The sequence below is a fragment of the Delftia sp. S65 genome (assembly GCF_016516495.1).
In the GTDB taxonomy this organism is placed as follows: domain Bacteria; phylum Pseudomonadota; class Gammaproteobacteria; order Burkholderiales; family Burkholderiaceae_C; genus Comamonas; species Comamonas acidovorans.
In genome coordinates this window covers 1-15,987 of sequence record NZ_JACVUR010000003.1, presented here as the reverse complement: position 1 = coordinate 15,987, position 15,987 = coordinate 1, and the positions used below count along the sequence as shown (strand labels likewise).

Genomic DNA, 15,987 nt, shown 5'->3' with positions numbered 1-15,987 from the left:
GCGGGAGGGGTTCTTGAAACATGTCCCGGAGTTTTCCGAGCCCCCCTCTCGCCGTCGAACCCTAGACGGGGGCAGACGAAGGCCAGCCGGCCGCGACATCGATCTGCGACAGCGCCAGGGCGTCGTCGGCGGCGGCGTCGATCTGGTCCTCGATCCGCTGCCGAGTACCAGTCAGCAGCCCGTGCACCTGCCGGTACTTGTCGTCCTTCTCGCGGATGCGCTCGGCCAGCACCAGGCGGTCCAGCCCGCGCGCCAGCGCTGCGGCATCGATCCAGGGCGTTGCGGCTGCGGGGTCGGCCTCCAACGCCCTCGCCTCTTCCGTCTGTACCGGCCAGGATTCCCGCTCGCTCAGCGGGTAGCCCGCAGCGATGACTTGCATGCGGCGCCGGTACTCTACGGCCAGGGCCTGACGCAGGGTCGCAGCAATTTCGGCAGCAGGCCGCAGTTCGGCAGGTAGCGGCACGCCGCCGGCCGCGAGCCAGGCGCGGTATTCGACTGCATCGGGATTCGGTGGCAGGCCCGGATCGTCCGCAAGCGGGATAGTCGCGCGCACGCCGTCGCGCAAGCGGTAAACGAAGCCCTCCCCTGTGAGCTTGTATGTGGTCATGCGTATTGACCTCCGACACCAACAGTCCCCGCCGAATTACCTGGGAGATAACTTTCTCCGGCCCCCGCAACATAAATTACCCCACCGTTAGCAACGGTGTATCTCTTTCCTGTTGCAATACCGGCGAATGTGTTTGTATTAACGCGTAGGATGGCCGCAATGTCGCACGCAGCAAAGGCAGAGGAGAAGTTCGGGGATCCCGTAAGTGTCACGGTATACCCGGCACATACAATCGCCCCTCCATTGGCCGCATACCAGTGGATCAGAGCACCCCCACTAATCGAATAGCTTGCAGCCGTGACTATGCCTCCACTGCAATCGATGTGATAAGCAGCACATGCCCCAAAATCCAGCCCATTTATAATCACTGATGATCCAGGGCCGCAGAACAAACCTCGGGCAATTCCTCCAGAGTTTTGTACTCTGAACCCGATGAGTTGGTACTTGCGAGACAGGCCTGTGTTTATGGTATGCGTCGATGTCGTCTCGAGAATCGTTTGCGTAGCTCCTGCGCCCTGAATCGTAACACTGCCGGCACCTAATGGGTCTTTCAGAAGCAGTCCTGCGAATGTCCCAGCCCCCACAGAAATTGTGATTGCAAAGATGCCTGCGTCGAGTCCTCCAACCACATCGATTGCTTTCTGAATTGTTGCAAATGCCCCGACCGACGAATTGCTCAGGCCGTCATTGCTGTCGCTGCCATCGGTGCGGACGTAGTAGGTGCGCGCGGCGGTGAGCAACTCGCGGAAAACAAGCTGATCCTGGGATGCGATGTCCTTGGCATCTGTGCGTCGGCCAACGTGCTTCATGGAATCAGCCCGTGATAGTGGCCCGGTACTGGCCCGTGGTCGGCGCCACAGCAAAAGTCAGCTGCACTGTGTTCACCCCGTTGGCGACCCAGTCACACAGCACGCCGGCATTCGTCGCGGTCTCACGCACGCTGACCACCACGTCCTGGGTGTTGAGGCTGTGGGTCACGGTGATGGTCGTGGCTGTGCCATCGCCCACGGTGGCCGAGGCCTTGCGCGCCACCACGCCGGTATCAACAGCGATGACGCCGGCGCTGATGCTGATGCCCAGTCCAGCCGTGTAGCTTGCACCGCCACCGACCTGGGCGAACGTCAGCGCCGTGGTGCCGATGGTGATGGGCGCGTCCGTGGTCATCAGCCAGACCTGGTTGCCCTGCGTCGTGCCCTCGGAGACAAAGACCGCGGCGCCCAACACCTCGCTGGCGGCATCGAAGTCTGTGGCCCGTGTCCATGCGCCGGAGGCGGCCAAGTACACGCCGTTGGCAGAGCCCGTGGTCTGGTTCTTCACCAGCACCCGGTCGCCGGCCACGATGGACACGCCGTCAATGGTCTGGGCGCCCGACAGCGTGATGTTGGCCGTGGTGGCCGCGCGCGCCGGCTCCTTCCATTTGTAGCCCTGCACTGCCGCGTCGAGCTGGGCCTTGGTGACAGCATCCTGCGGGTTGACCGCGTCGGCCAGGTTGATGACCCGGTTGCCCGAGGCGTCAAGGTTGTTCGTGATCTTCATGGCTGGGCCCTCAGTTGCAATAGGCGCGGCCGGTCAGCGGCACGCTGTGGGTGATCTGGACGATGTCGGCGTCCACGTAGCGGACATCGGGGTAGAGCTGGCCGCCGAGGTTGTCCACGACGGTGATGGAGGGGTAGCGCCCCAGGTTGTGGGCAACGGTCCAGACGGCTGCTGCGACGCTCTGGGTGTGGGTGTATGTCGCGCCAGCGCCGCCGCCGGGCGGGCCTTGGGGGCCCTGGGGGCCAGGAATGCCCCGCGTCACGACGACAGCGGGCGGCGCCGGCTGCTGAACCACATGGGTCTTGCCACCCTCGCGCGTCACCACGACCGAGGTCTGCCGCTCAATGACGGCGGCCGAGGGTTCGGAAGAGACGAAGGTGGTCACCGGGTGCTCTCCGGGTACAGGGCGAAGCGCAACTCGTACTGCCGCTCCACGTCACCATTCGGGCGCGTGATCTCGATCTGGCCGATGCAGGAGGTCCAGCCTGGCGCAATGGGTCCGTACACAAAGGCTGCGGTCTGCTCTGCAGTCATCAGCAGGCGCAGCCAAGCACCGTCCAACTCGATCCCGCCGGTCGCCGTGCTCAGCTCCAGCAGCACCTCCGGGTCATCGATCTCGCGCCGCAGCTGCATGCGGGCCGTGCAGCCCGTGTAATCCTCAGGCACCTTGTCGGCGTCCGGCACCGGTTCGCCGCTGCATGCCTTCACCACCCCATCGCATTCCTCGCGCACCGGATAGGCCACGCTGTAGCGCTCCAGGGCGGTGCGGAAGGTCGCGCCCTGGTAGATGGTGTAGTCGAGGCAGGCCGGGGTTGTCATGCCCCGCAGTGTTCCCGGCAGGTTCGCTGGACGCGAACCCTAGCCGGGGGGCGGTCAGTTGTCCTTGAACGCCAGGGTGTTGATGCCGCTGAGCGACATGGAGGCAAGCTGACCGCTCATGCTCGCGTTGGCATTGGACAACCCGGCCAGCGTGCCTTGGAAGTTCCGCATGCTGTCGATCTGGCCCATCTGTGCCTGCAGCTTCATGCCCATGTAGCTGATCTCCACGTCCGCCTTGGCCTTGTAATGCGTGGCCTGGACCTGCGCATACGTGCTGGCAGCCTGCGTCTCAGCCTGGAATGCCAGCAGTTGCTGCCGGTCGCTCTCCAGTTGCGTACGGGCCACCTCCCCTTTCGCGGCCACTTCGGCCGTGTAGGCGCGCCACCGGACTTCGTACTGGCGGGCGCGGGCGTCATTGGTCAGGGCTGCCGCGCGCACTGCCTCGCCCATGGCCTCCACCTTGGTCTTCCAGACCTGGGCAGCCTGGCCTTCGGCGCGCACCTGGCTGTCGAAGATCTGGACCTTGAGCTGCTCGCCGTCCAGTGCGGCGCGGTAGCCCTGCCACTCGTTTGCCTTGGCCTGCACCTGGGCGCTGTATGCCTGTACCTGAGCGGAAAAGCGGTCGATCTTCACGCGCTCCAGTTGGGCCTGCGACACCACGGCATCGATGCGGGCCCGGTAGACATTGGCCAGGGCCTGCATGCCGTCGATGCGGGCGCGGTAGACGTTGACCTTGGCCATGTCGTACTGCGACAGCGCTTGCAATGCGTCGATCTCGGCCTTGTAGACGTCGATCAGCGCGGTGGCGGCACGCAGGCGCACCTCGTAGACCCCGGCCTCTGCCTTCCAGGCATCCAGCTGCGCGGAAAAGGCCTTCACCTGGGTGTTGTAGGTCTCCAACAGCAGGCCGGCAACACTGCGTGCGTGCTCCAGGGCTTGGCCGTTGATCTGGATGAGGTTGCCGTGAAAGCCCAGCATGGCCGACAGCACGCCCTGCCGCAGTGCCTGCGAGGTGCTGATGGCGAACTGCAGGTTCTGCTGCTCCAGCTCGGCCTGCTTGGCCACCAGCTCGACGTTGGCGCGGGCGTTGTTGTCGGCGGCGGCCTGGCGCGCCTTGGCGGTCACGGAAAGCAGCGCGCCGGTGGGCAGCGTGAAGCCGCGGTCAGCAGCGTCCGCCCAGGCCGCGTCGCGCGTGCGCCGGTACTCGCCCAGGTTCCGGTCCTTGGCGCGCTCCATGACCGCGCGCTCCACATCTGGCGTGAAGCCCGAGCCGCCTGCCATCAGCTGGGCCAGCTTTGACTCCATGGCGGCCATGCCGACCTGGTAGCCGGGGCAGTACTTGGCGAGAAGCGCATCGACCTGGCCGTCCAGCATGCTGACCATGGCCGGGCTGGCCCCGTAGTAGGTCTGCTCCATCTTGCCGGCCAGGTCCGTAGGCGCCACGGCCGAGAAGATCGGCGCATCCGCGTCGAACGTGGGCAGCACGATGTTGGGGGCCGTGGGCGCCTGACGCTCCACGATGGTGGGCTCGCTGGGCGGCGGGTTGGTGAGCTGGTCTGGCGCATCCGGGAAGGACATGGCCGTGAAGACCATGGGGAGCTGCCCCTGGAACGCCTCCATGCTGGCGGGCATTGACGGCATGATCAGCGATGGTGCTGAGGCCGTGCTGGTGGGCGCGCCGTTGATGTCGATGGCGCCGATGTCCTGATAAGCCGGCGCCTCGCCCGGGCTGGTCGGCAGGTCGAACACCACATCCGACATCTGCGGCACCGACCGGATCACCGGCAGGTCCAGCGGCTGGTCCAGCGTCGGGGCGTCCACGTTCGGGGAGACGTAGCCGATGCCTGTGATCGTGCTCGTGGCCGAAGCCAGCGCAGCTTGGGCTTCGGTCAGAACGCCTTGGGCATAGCCTCGGGCGTCGTCAATGAGTTCTTCTGCGGTCGCCATGTTCAGATCCTCCGTGTCTTGGCGATGACTTCGAAATCCAGGTCATCAATGGTCAGCGCGCCCCTGCCGGACAGCTCCAGGGCGTAGTACCGGGCATCCATGCCGCGCCCGAACTTCTGGCGGTAGTTCTGCGCCGTCGCACCGCGTGGCGTGTCGTAGGGGTAGCGCTCCTGGCACTTCTCGCCCGCGGCCACGGTGAAGCGGCTGCAGGGCGGCATGCGGCCGCCGACGTAGCAGCTGATCCAGGCCTTGCGCTGGGCCGAGCCGAAATCGGTGGTGCCGGTGTGCAGGTGCCAGGCAATGGGCTGGCCCGCATCCGTGTCGCCACCGAGGAAATACAGGCCATCGGCGGCCATGGCCACGTAGCGGCCGCGCCAGCGCACGATGCGCGTGAACGGGAACGCCGTGTAGCGCGTGACCTCATTGCCTCCGGTCTCCAGCTGCGTGCGCAGGTTGATGGCATAGGCCTCGTAGGAGACTGGGACCACCACCGTGGCCTCCAGCCGAGCCCGCGCCAACGGCATGAACAGCACCGCCTCAACCCAGCCATTCGCCACCATGGCCGGGGAGCGCAGCACGAATTCCGCCGTGGCTTCGCCCTGGGCTTCCAGGGTGAGGCGTGCGGCGGGCGCCACCATGCTGATCTCGGCCAGCACCTCGGTGGTCGCCTCCGCGTGCATGGTGGGCACAGGGCCCTGCATGGTGATCATGCCGCCCGTCACGATCTCGGCGCGGATGGCCGGCGCCTGCATGGTGATCTCAACCAGGGCGTCAACCACAGCCTCCAGGTGCATGCTGGCCGCCGGGCTGGTGAGCTCGAAGCGCGCGATGGCAGCGACGTCCGCCTCAAGAGCCATCCGGGCAGCGGGAGCCGCCAGAGCCGCCTGGGCGCCTGTCTGCAGCTGCAGCGACGCAGCCGGCATCACAAGCTCGACACGGCTGGAGACGTCCTGCGCCTCCACCTGCATCTGGGCGCGCGGGCCGACCAGCTCGAAGCGCGTGCCGGCGGCCAGCACCAGGCCGGCACGCGGCAAGCGGACGACTGGCCTCTGCGTCCAGCCCGAGTCAAACCAGGACCCCAGGGCTGGGCACATCTCTCCATGGAATGCGGCATAGGGGCGGTCTGCCCACAGGGTGGCCGGCGGCGTCATCACGTTGTGCGCGCGGAACAGCCCGCCGGACAGGATGTGCATCGCACCCTGCAGCGGATACATCTGGGCCGTGAACAACGCGTAGGCCGGGGGCGGAAGGCCGGTGGCCAGTTGCCCAGTCAGGGGATGCAGGCTGGCATGGAAGCGCGCATAGGGCCGGTCAGCCCACATGCTTTCCAGAGGCCGCATGGTGCCGGCGAACCGCGTGCGGACCGCCGACAGCTCGCCAGTGAGCGCCGCCATTTCCGCCCTGAAGATCGCATAGGGTCGGTCCGATAGCAGCCCGGCCGGCGGCCGCATGGATGCCACGAAGCGCCCATTGCTGTTGGTGGTGCTCTTGAGCTGGGGGCTCGACACGGTGTCGCCACCCGAGTACAGCGATGCGTCCAGATACACCGGACGGGTGCTGGGGCGCTGGCTCTTGTAGAGCAGCGTGCCGTTCTTGCGGTACTCGATCCGGTCGCCAGTGCGCTCGATGCGCAGCACGTCTGAAGCCTCGAAGCTGCCGGCCGCGAACTTCTCGACTCCGCGCTCCACAATCTTGAGCGTGCGCCGCGTGGCGTAGAAGGCGTGCTCAATGTCGGTCCACAGCGTGCCCTCGGGCTGGGCGCTGAAGCCTACAGCCAGACCGATGCCCTGCAGCGAGAACTCCGCATAGCCGCTGCCGGCCAAGAAGTCGATGGAGCGGGCGCCAGCATTCCAGCCCACGCGGAAGTTCTCGACCACGCCAGGCGGCTGATAGTCCACGGCCTCCTGGGCCTTCTGCTCGGGCTGGGCCGGATGGTAGATCGTGACCTGGGTATCTCGGCAGACCCGGGTGGTCACGTAGGTGGGTGGCGTGGCCTGCTGCCACTCCCAGCGCACGGTCGCCTTGCCGCCTTCCCAGTACACCACCTTGACCACGCCCGCCGTCATGCCGCCAGTGGGCGTCGTCACCAGCTCGCAGATGCGTTCGGTCTTGACCTCGGTCCATGCGGCGCGGCCTGGCTGGTAGGGCTGCGCAGCCTGAGCAGCCACTTCGGGCGTGAGTTTGATGCCGCTGATCTTCAGCAGGTCATTTGCCATCAGATCACCTCCTGAACGCCCACGCGATCCGTCCAGAACGCCAAGGGCGTGCCGCCCGCGTCGGAAGCATAGGCAAAGCGATGCCCTTCCTCATTCACAGGCATGCCTTGCCACAGCGCCGTCGTGATCGGTATCAGGGCGGCAATGCGGTGTGGCGGCTGAAAATAGCCATATTCGTCAATGGGCGGCACCCAGAAAACCCAAATCGCATAGTTCGCGTCAGGGTCGATGCCGCTGGTGTCGGCAAGCTCGAATTCATCGCCGATTGCGGCCAGAATGTCCGCGCCGGTGCGATTGGAGTGCCAGCGATAAGTCCGCTGCTCCTCTGGGGGCAGCGAGACATGGCGCAGCGCTGGCGGCACGAGGTCGTAATAGCCTGGCCGGCTCTCCAGATCGGGCTCTGTGCGGTAACCATTGCCAATACCGGAATAGTCCGAATAGGAGGCCGTATAGGTGGCGACGCCCAGATAGCTGTTCGTGCCATCGTCATAGGCCGCATGCACATGCACCTGGGCAGGCCAGGTCTCCGGGTCGCCCGCAGGCGTGTACCAGCGTTCGGCCCGGCTGCAGTAGATGTAGCCCGCGAGGTTTGCCATCTGCCAGCCTTAGAACGTGGGCAGCGCGATGCTGTACTCGTCGGCATCCTGGGTCGCACCTGACACCAGGGGGAGGTTTGTGATGTTGCCTTCGGCGCCCGACTGGGCAATGCGGCCCTGCACGCGCGGCTCGGTGGTCGAGGCAGCGCCTGTATCGCCGGAGCCGACATGGCGGTAATAGCCCGGCGTGCCGCTTGCCGCTACCGTGCCGCGCAGCACATCAGCCGGCACCTTGGCAATCACGCCGCCCACGGCGGTGGTGTCCAGCGTGAATCCTGCGCCTGCGCCGTCTTTGTCGATGGTGCACAGCAGCGTGCCCGTGGCAGCGTCATCAGCACTCGCGGGCTCAGGGCCGGTGTAGAGCATGATCTTGCCGTTTTGCAGCGCCTGGCGCATGGAGCCTGTCGCCAGCATGTAGTTGCGCAGGCCCGTCGAAACTCGGTATGTCATGGGAAGGTCCTTTCAGAGGAGATGAACGGGATCGAGGCGGAAGCCTGGCTCCTCGCCGATGGAAAACTTGTCGGGCCCGGGGGCGATGGTCTTGCCCTTGCGGCGCATCACCAGCAGTGGTGCGCGGTCGGGCGCGCCGGTTTGGGCCAGGTGGTCAAAAAACTCGGTGTCGGCCGGCTCCTGATGGGGCCCCTGCTCTGGCGACAGGCAGATCACGAACTCATCAGGGCGCCGAGACGCGATACAGCGGTAGCGCATGCGGTCCAGCGTGGCGCCAGGCGGCGCGTCATGGACTTGGCCGTCGAAAATCACCCGGTCGAACTGCTGGCCCTGGGCCTGGCCGTGCAGGGAGACGGTGTAGTCGCGCAGGGCGCCGTCAAAGGGCTGCGGGTGTACGCCGATCACGGCGGCCAAGGCCTGCCACCGGGCATCGATGTCGCGCAGGCTGAACGTGCGCCGTGCCGTAGACGCTGAACTGGTGGTGACCAGGGTGGCCGGCGGCGGGCTCGGCGGATGCTCTGTGGGCCCATACGCCAGCGTCCAGCTGCGCGTCTCCGTCAAATCGCTGGACTCCTCCATGGCCTCCAGCGCATGCAGCAGCGCGCCATTGACCAGGAACCGCTGCGTGACCTTGGACACACCGCCATCGCGCCGGACGTCCGTGTAGAAGGAGCTGCCCGAATACAGCACCACAGACCGGTCTTCCGGGTCCGTGTTGAACAGCATGGTGTCGTCGTGCCCGAGCGCTTCGGTTTCCTCCCGATAGGTCTGGGCGTAGCTGTCGGTGATCCGCTCAATCAGCAGTTCAGTACCGTCTGGCGCCATGTCCAACCCCACCAGTCGCGCAGTGCGCTGCGTCGTGGTCGTCCGCGAATAGCCGGACGAGCTGCTGCGCATGTGGGTTACGCGCGTGTCGGGATTCGGCCACTGGTCGGTGTAGTCGTAGAAGTCATTGGCCAGGCTGCCCCAGGTGAAGAAGGCGTCGGCAGGGTTGTGCCGCTGCTCGTTCACGGTCTTCACGTCTTCGCTGGGCGTGGTGGCCAGCGGCTGCAGGTCGAACTGAGCCTGCAACTGGCCGCTGTTGTCCAGGGTCAGCGTGCCGCGCAGCGCGTACCGGGGCGCGCCGAAGTTCACCACCTCATCCGGCGGGCTGCCGCTGGTCGTCACGGTCTCCAGCACGGCCACGCAGCGCTGGCCCGTGCCATCGAAAAACACCGGCTGGGCCAGCACCAGGTCGGTGGGCGCCTGCCACCGGGCGAACTCCGCCCCAGCGGCCACGCCCTCGTCATCCTTGTCCCTTGGATCCACGCGGTACAGCACCACCACCGTGTCGCCGGCATCATCCGGGTGGAATTCGTAGGCGGCATAGACCAGGTGTTCCACGGCGCCGCCGCCAGGGCGCTCGCCCTTGAACAAGGTGCAGCCGCGCACACCATGCGCCACGCGGATACGGGCGCCGGCTCGGCAGATCTCGGCCTTTGGCTGCGGCGCCTCATATGCGCCCTGCAGCGCATAGCGGAAGCCGTGGCCGTGGTCATAGGTGAGGACCGTCTTGTGGTCGGCGCTGATCCAGTCGTGCGGCCCGGCCACCAGATCCACGTTCTCCTTGCGGCGCAGGCCCTTGTCCGATCCGGTGAGCGTCAGCGCGGCCAGCGGCTCCACGGCCTTACCCTCCTTGAGGATCACGCCCTTGGGGTGCTCCAGGCTGGTCGGCCAGACCAGATAGTCCCAACGGCCGCCGCGGATCTCGATGTAGGCATCCTCGCCCTGCAGCGTCACGCGCACCTGCAGGCCCAACAGCTCGTAGCGCTGGGTCACATACTGGAAGCCGGCCGCGCGCAGTGCGACAACACGGCCGCGCGCGAAGGGCAAGGCCTGCCCGGCTTCGGCGCTGTCCAGCAGCAGGTGCTCGGCTCCCATGGCGCAGGCCTTACTGGGCGGGGATCGAGAACGAGAAGACGTCGATGGTGACCGGCTGGCCAACGGTGATGGCCACGGTGCTGAACTTCGCATCGCCGCCACCCACCGCAATGGCGCCATCGATGCGCACCAGCGTGGTGGAGACAGAGCCGTCATCAACGGCATTGGCGCGGAAGCGGAACCAGCCCGCATTGCCTGCGGCCAGGCCCACAAGCTTCCAGGTCGCTCCTGAAGGCTTGGCCACACCGCCGCCCGCGGCCGCATCCAGCACCAGGCCGTTCGTGGGGTCACCCGCATTCCAGGCTGCGCCGTTGAGCGTGGCTCGGCCCAGCAGCGTGCCCGTGGGAGCTGCATCAGCGGTCAGCGGCTGGGGGCCGGTGTAGACCTCGATCACGCCGCCATTGATTGCGCCGGCAAAGCCGACCAGGCCGGCCATGGCGTTGCGCAGGCCGGTAGAGAGTTTGACGGTCATGGAGATACCTCGCGTCGTTGATTGAAAGGAGTGCCGCCCGCGTTCAGGCAGGCAAGGAAACGGGTCTGACCGTCGATCTCGAGCACGGCCGCGCCAGCCTGCAGGCCGGGCGCCACGCTCACGTGCGAGGCGGTCAGATTGGTGAATGCAGGGAACTGGCACAGGCCACGCTGCGACCAGATCAAGGTGCGCTTGTCATCCAGAGCCCACGGCAGGCCTGGCACCGTGCCGTAGTCGGCAAGCAGGTCCATGCCTTCGGACGTGAGGGCATGCATGGCGCGGTCGGTGGCCACCACCAGCCCGGCTTTGTTCGGTGCCAGGGCGTGTACGCGGCCGGGCACCATGAAGAAGCCTTCGGAGAGATTCCAGAGGTGCGCCGCCAGAGGTTCGCTGCGCCACACGACTGTCTTGTCGTCCTCGGGCAGGTACTGGGCGGCGAAGATGCGGGCGTTCCATTCGGCGATCACGTCCACGCCCAGCGGCAGCGGGTCCAGCCCATCGGTCAGCAGCTCCTGGCCCAGGGCCTCGGGCGGCTGCGCCCAGACGGCAACAGGACCAGCAGCACCGAAGGCCAGCTGAAACACCGTGCTGTCGGCCGGCGCCACGTAGACCCTCGTCACGCAGCCGGGCAGCTGCTCGATGCCGCTGATCTGCAGCGCAGCGCCCTGCTCCACCACAACCTCGGCCGCCGTGCTGACCGGTGTCTCCCGGCCGTCCGGCAGGATGAAGGTGGCGCAGACACGGTACTGGCCCGCCGGCAACTGGCCGCCCTCGCCCACCACCACGCGCGGCTCGGCCGGCACGGGCAGGCGCCAGGGCAGCACCTCGCCCTCGGCAGTGATGATCCCGGCCGCGTCGCCGGCCACGTACAGCACCTGGTCGTTGATCTCAGCCCACCAAGCATCGCGGCCCAGGCCCTGCTCTAGGGGGCGCACCGTCATGTCATCCAGCACCTGCCTCAGCTCGCCGCCGTCGATCACATAGAGGCGGCTGAAATCGCGCGTGGAGTAGATGCCAGTGGGCGTGCATGCCATCGCCAGCGAGCGGCCGACGCGGACCTGCACCCCGCCCGACTCCGTCACATCGACGTTGTCGGCGCGGGTGAACCACGACAGGCCGAGCCGGATGGGATCGGTGACGTTGTTCAAGCCTCGGAAGTAGCGGATTGCAGCCATGCCGAGGACTTTGGCAAGGCATGCTGTCCGAGTCACACCCTGCCCGGAGCGTCACCCCACGGTCGCAGCCATCTCGCGCATTTGCTGACGCAGAGCCTTGGGCGATGTGTCCGCGATCCGATCCGCGCGATCCTTGTTCATCTCGCGCACGCGCTTCATCACGTCGGGGATCTTGACCACGATGGGCTGCTCGGGGTTGTTCTTGTTCCAATCGGCCAGCCGGTCGCGCACGCGCTGCAGGCCGGCGTCATCCTTCTCGAAGACAGCCTGGGCCCATTGCGCCTTGATGTCCGAAGAGGTCTGGGTATAGAAGCTCTTGGACCGCTGCATGAAGCTATTGGCCTCCTGGACCTCGGCCACGCTCTTGGGCTGGAAGCCGATGGCCTTGGCCGCCGCCTCTGCAAGCGTGGTGTCGATCACCTTGTAGCCCTTTTGGTCGCGGTACATGCCGGTGGTGGCCATGTCTGCACCCTTGGCCAGATTGCGCAGCGCCGTGGGCGACACTTCCAGCGCCGCGCCTGCCACGTCGCCCGTCAGAACCTTGCGGCCAGCAGTGAAACCGCGCGCGACCAGATCGCCGGCAGGGCCGACCACTTCCAGCAGGTCGCGCTCGCGGCTCTGTTTGGTCAGGAACAGTCCAGTGCCGGGGATCAGGTTGCCCATGCCCAGGCGCCCGGACACATCGATGGGCGCGCCCGGCAGACCAGACAGGCCCTGTTCCATGAACTCGCCCAGCTCCTTGCCCACGATCCCCGCCAGCGCCTGCTTGCGCCATTGCTTGCTGCTGATGTTGTAGCCCATCAGCTGGCCCGCGCCGTCAATCAGGTCCTCCACATCCTCGGCGAAGGGCACGCCGCCGGCACCGCCCATCAGCAGCAGCATGGCCAGGGCCCAGCCCACGGCGCGCTTGCCCTCGGGCCCGCCCTGCTTCCACATGCGCTGCATCAACTCCAGGTAGCTGACGGAATAGGTCTTGAAGGTGAACAGCGTGCCGCCTACGGCGCCGCGAGCCCACTGGGGTTTGTTGGCCTTCGAGTAGACGAACTGCGTCTCCAGCACCGCCTTGCGCGCGAAAGCGCCGGGATCGGGCATGCCCTGGGCCCTGGCGATCCGGAATGCAGCAATGAAGGTAGAGCGGCGGTTGAACTGCTCGGCCAACGCGAAGGGCTGCCCCCATGCCACCTTGGCGCGCTCCCAGGCATTGCCCGCCGCCGCGCGCGCATCGCCAGCCCGCGTGCCGTCGCCCGAACGCAGGCCGCCCGCTCCGCGCGCCTGGGCCATCAACTGGTGCACTTCCTGCGGCGACACCACGCCATCGTCCTCCGCCGATTTCAGGGCATGGGCCAGGTCCGTCTCGTACTTCATGCCGCGCGTGCCCATGTCCTTGAGTGCCCGTGTCATCTGGCCGCTGGCCGCGCGGATGCCGCCGAACTGGCTCAGCCATGGCAGCGTGACCGCAAAGGGCTGGGTCATGTTCACGAAGGCCGAGGCAAGGGAACCGCCCAGGTACTGCGCGAACAGCATGCCGCGCACAGCCTGGCCCTCCTCCTGCGGATCGCGGATGTAGCTGCGCAGGCCCATGGCCAGGTCCTTCAGCTCGCCCTGGTCCTTCGGGATGTCGTTGATGGCGCGGTCCATCGTGCCCGCGTTCAGGCCCGCCGCGCCCTGGCGTGCATTGCTGTAGACGAAATTGGCCACCACGCGGCCCACGTCCTGGCTGTAGCCCTCGATGCCCTTGCGCTGGATCAGGCGCTTGAGCGCGCTGTGGTTGTTCTTGGTCAGCTTCAGGTATTCGTCGTAGACCTTGCGCGTGGCCGCGTCAGCCTCTTTGCCCACCACCATGTCCTTGAAGATCTCCAGCGTCTCGGGCGTTATGCCTGCGAACAGCTTGAAGGACTGCTGGCTCATGGTTCCCTGCGTGATGACGGCGCCAGGGAAGGCCTGGGCCATCTGGATCTTGGCCAGGTTGGAGTCCTTCATGGACTCGTACATGCCGAAATACTGCCGGTTGCCATCCTGATCCACCACGTCCAGCGTGTACCGGCCGAAGCGCGAAAGCGGGGCATACCCGGCGTCCTGCAGATCCTTGGCCGTGGCGGCACGGTCCACCACCAGGTTGTTCAACTGCAGCAACCGGTCGGCCAGCTCCGGCTTGGCCTTGGCATCGTGCTGCAGCGTGGTGGTCAGTAGTTCCAGGGCGTCCGACAGCTTGGGGGCATCCAGCACCATGTCGCGCATCGGGGCGTACTCGTCGCCCAGGGCGCGCATCATGTCCGCCCGAGCGGTCATGTCGATGGAGCGGTCGATGGCCGCGCGGGCCTCGCGGTACAGCGCGATCTGGTTGGGCGTCGCGCCGAACATGGTCTGCAGTTCGGCATCGGTCCAGACCGTGCCGGCCTTCAGCATCTTGCTGTCGAAGCGGGAATTCACGTTGGCCTCGTACTGGGCCAGCGGCAGGCCGCGCCAGGCGCCCAGCATGCGGTCGTCCAGCCGCCCGGCGCGCAGCAGCAACTGGGCCTTGTCGTCGGCGGGCAGGTTACCGTACTTCTTGGCCAGCTCGTCCACCAGCACGGCCTTGCCGTCCACGTCACGCCCCCAGAGCAGCGTGCCTTCAAACAGCGGCTTGGCCACGGCCTTGTTGTCGGCAGCCGATACGGGCGTCTTGCGATTCTTGCCCACCAGATCGCCGATGGTGTCCACGCGCGGCAGCAGGCGCGGCGCGCGGTCGGCCGCATCGTTGGCCAGCATGGACACATCATCGATGTTCTGCTGCGCAGTCTCGTAGACGGGCTTGAACTCTGGCACGCGCTCGGCAAGGTGCCGCATGGTGCCGATGGTCTTGTCCCAGACAGAGATCTTGCCCGGGTGGGACATCGTCTTCTGGAGCTGGTCCAGAGCGCTGTCCTTGATCGCCGAAAGCCGCGTGCGGCTGAAGCTCAGATCGTCGGCGTCATCGCCTTGGCGAGGATTGCCTTGATCTGCGCGCTCGCTTCCGCGTCGTCCTTCTTCAGCGATTCGATCTCGGAGTCGCTCAGCCGGTTCGAATCGCGCAAGGTATCGGGCCTCGGACTCGGTGAGCGCGTCGAATCCGTAGCCTGTGGCTGCACGGAATTGGTCTTCGAGGTCACCATGTTTTTGCCGGAGAGTTGCGAGAATTTCAGGAGAGGGCTGGATTTTTGCACTGTACTGCTTGCCGGTCAACGCAACCACGCCCACCACGTTGCCACCGCCCTCGCGGACGTGGCTGGCCAGGGCCGCGAACGTGCCACCCTGGGTGAGAGTGTCATCCACCAGCAGATAGTCGCCAGGCTCCACGGCGCCCGCGAAATCGACGGGCGCAAAGATGCGGTCCAGCCCATCCAGGCCGGTGCGACGCGCGCGGTTCGCCTGCACGATGCCTGTCGCCGTTTCCAGGCCCAGGCGCGCTGCCAGAACTTCGGACACGGCGCGCGGGATCTTGTTGCGCCCCGAGGCCTCTTCGGCCGCCACCGGCAACACGCGCGGGCGGGCGCCACCCAGTGCAGCAGCGACCTTCGCCACCATCTCGGGTGTGACGAGGTCCACAGCCAGCCGTGTAGCCGCTGCGACATCCCCCCCCTTCGCCGCCGCGTAGTCCGGGTGCTTCGATGCGCTGCCCAGCGTGCTGCCAATGATTGCGTCAGGCGTGATGGACGGCGAGTCGGAGCGGCTGAACACAGGCTCGACGCGGTCGGACACGGCGCGCTGCCCGCGCTCCACGAAATCGCGCGCCGGCAGGATGTAGCCCTGGATGATGTCGGCATCCGAGAGCTTCAGCCCCCTGAACCCAGGCACGTTGGCCCTCAGCCAGTTGCGGATGGCGGCCACTGCGCGGCGCACGAAATGCAACTGCGGCGTCTTCTCGGCCATCTCGGCCAGCACTTCCTCGGCCGCGTGGCGCCGGCTCAGGTCCGTGACGCCCGGCAGGCCGTATTCCTTGATCTTGGCCGCAACCTCGGCTTGGCGCATGGTGGCCACCTGGTTGAGGATCTTGTTCAGCTCCGGGCCGAACATGCCGCGCAGGCCATGGTGGCCCAGCACTTCGTGGTGCAGCACGCGAGCCGCGTCGGCCGGCGTATTGAGCTTGCTGGCCAGCAGGTAGGCTTTGCCGCGCCAGTAAAAGCCCTCGGGCGCGGCCCCCCCGCCCCCCCACCGCCGGGCCCACAACCCCCCCCCCCCCCCCCCCCCCGCTTTTCCCCCGGGGGGGCGCCCCCCCCCCGGGCTGTTGCCC

General features: G+C 66.6%; 13 protein-coding genes. All 13 read right to left on the bottom strand.

Features of this window, described 5'->3' with window-relative positions; genetic code table 11:
- Positions 1-61: 61 nt before the first annotated feature.
- From IAE24_RS03665 to IAE24_RS03605, 13 genes are read right to left on the bottom strand one after another with little or no spacing between them, the layout of a single operon-like run.
- Positions 62-553: a hypothetical protein gene (locus IAE24_RS03665; protein ID WP_325100502.1), complete on the bottom strand. Its 492-nt coding sequence runs from the start codon at positions 551-553 to the stop codon at positions 62-64.
- Positions 554-603: 50 nt separating this feature from the next.
- Entirely contained in the window at positions 604-1,416 is an 813-nt protein-coding gene (locus IAE24_RS03660) for a hypothetical protein (protein WP_199961161.1), read from the bottom strand.
- Positions 1,417-1,420: 4 nt separating this feature from the next.
- Entirely contained in the window at positions 1,421-2,143 is a 723-nt protein-coding gene (locus IAE24_RS03655; protein ID WP_199961162.1) for a head decoration protein, read from the bottom strand.
- A 10-nt stretch (positions 2,144-2,153) separates the two neighbouring features.
- A complete protein-coding gene (locus IAE24_RS30190) occupies positions 2,154-2,528 on the bottom strand; it encodes a hypothetical protein (protein ID WP_233626252.1) in 375 nt (124 codons plus the stop codon).
- Positions 2,525-2,962: a hypothetical protein gene (locus IAE24_RS03645; protein WP_199961163.1), complete on the bottom strand. Its 438-nt coding sequence runs from the start codon at positions 2,960-2,962 to the stop codon at positions 2,525-2,527. The genes IAE24_RS30190 and IAE24_RS03645 overlap by 4 nt, the downstream gene beginning before the upstream one ends.
- Positions 2,963-3,016: 54 nt before the next feature.
- Positions 3,017-4,909 carry a hypothetical protein gene (locus IAE24_RS03640; RefSeq protein ID WP_199961164.1) on the bottom strand — a complete coding sequence of 631 codons (1,893 nt, stop codon included), beginning with the start codon at positions 4,907-4,909 and terminating at the stop codon, positions 3,017-3,019.
- A gap of 2 nt (positions 4,910-4,911) precedes the next feature.
- Positions 4,912-7,125, bottom strand: coding sequence for a hypothetical protein (locus IAE24_RS03635; RefSeq protein WP_199961165.1), 2,214 nt, complete (start codon positions 7,123-7,125; stop codon positions 4,912-4,914).
- Positions 7,125-7,721 carry a hypothetical protein gene (locus IAE24_RS03630; protein ID WP_199961166.1) on the bottom strand — a complete coding sequence of 199 codons (597 nt, stop codon included), beginning with the start codon at positions 7,719-7,721 and terminating at the stop codon, positions 7,125-7,127. The genes IAE24_RS03635 and IAE24_RS03630 overlap by 1 nt, the downstream gene beginning before the upstream one ends.
- Before the next feature lie 9 nt (positions 7,722-7,730).
- Positions 7,731-8,171 carry a hypothetical protein gene (locus tag IAE24_RS03625; protein ID WP_199961167.1) on the bottom strand — a complete coding sequence of 147 codons (441 nt, stop codon included), beginning with the start codon at positions 8,169-8,171 and terminating at the stop codon, positions 7,731-7,733.
- Positions 8,172-8,183: 12 nt separating this feature from the next.
- Entirely contained in the window at positions 8,184-10,091 is a 1,908-nt protein-coding gene (locus IAE24_RS03620) for a hypothetical protein (RefSeq protein WP_199961168.1), read from the bottom strand.
- 10 nt (positions 10,092-10,101) lie between these two features.
- Positions 10,102-10,563, bottom strand: a complete 462-nt coding sequence (locus IAE24_RS03615; RefSeq protein WP_199961169.1) for a hypothetical protein — start codon at positions 10,561-10,563, stop codon at positions 10,102-10,104.
- Positions 10,560-11,738, bottom strand: a complete 1,179-nt coding sequence (locus IAE24_RS03610; protein WP_199961170.1) for a hypothetical protein — start codon at positions 11,736-11,738, stop codon at positions 10,560-10,562. Before IAE24_RS03610 ends, IAE24_RS03615 begins: the two co-directional genes overlap by 4 nt.
- A gap of 51 nt (positions 11,739-11,789) precedes the next feature.
- On the bottom strand, positions 11,790-15,923 hold the full coding sequence (locus tag IAE24_RS03605; protein WP_200016352.1) for a phosphoribosyltransferase: 4,134 nt from the start codon (positions 15,921-15,923) through the stop codon (positions 11,790-11,792).
- Positions 15,924-15,987 lie beyond the last annotated feature (64 nt).

Coding starts and splice junctions, on each gene's coding strand:
- IAE24_RS03640 (WP_199961164.1), bottom strand. CDS start 4,909: ATGGCGACCGCAGAAGAACTCATTGACGACGCCCGAGGCTATGCCCAA.
- IAE24_RS03655 (WP_199961162.1), bottom strand. CDS start 2,143: ATGAAGATCACGAACAACCTTGACGCCTCGGGCAACCGGGTCATCAAC.
- IAE24_RS03625 (WP_199961167.1), bottom strand. CDS start 8,171: ATGACATACCGAGTTTCGACGGGCCTGCGCAACTACATGCTGGCGACA.
- IAE24_RS03645 (WP_199961163.1), bottom strand. CDS start 2,962: ATGACAACCCCGGCCTGCCTCGACTACACCATCTACCAGGGCGCGACC.
- IAE24_RS03660 (WP_199961161.1), bottom strand. CDS start 1,416: ATGAAGCACGTTGGCCGACGCACAGATGCCAAGGACATCGCATCCCAG.
- IAE24_RS03610 (WP_199961170.1), bottom strand. CDS start 11,738: ATGGCTGCAATCCGCTACTTCCGAGGCTTGAACAACGTCACCGATCCC.
- IAE24_RS03620 (WP_199961168.1), bottom strand. CDS start 10,091: ATGGGAGCCGAGCACCTGCTGCTGGACAGCGCCGAAGCCGGGCAGGCC.
- IAE24_RS03630 (WP_199961166.1), bottom strand. CDS start 7,721: ATGGCAAACCTCGCGGGCTACATCTACTGCAGCCGGGCCGAACGCTGG.
- IAE24_RS03635 (WP_199961165.1), bottom strand. CDS start 7,125: ATGGCAAATGACCTGCTGAAGATCAGCGGCATCAAACTCACGCCCGAA.
- IAE24_RS03615 (WP_199961169.1), bottom strand. CDS start 10,563: ATGACCGTCAAACTCTCTACCGGCCTGCGCAACGCCATGGCCGGCCTG.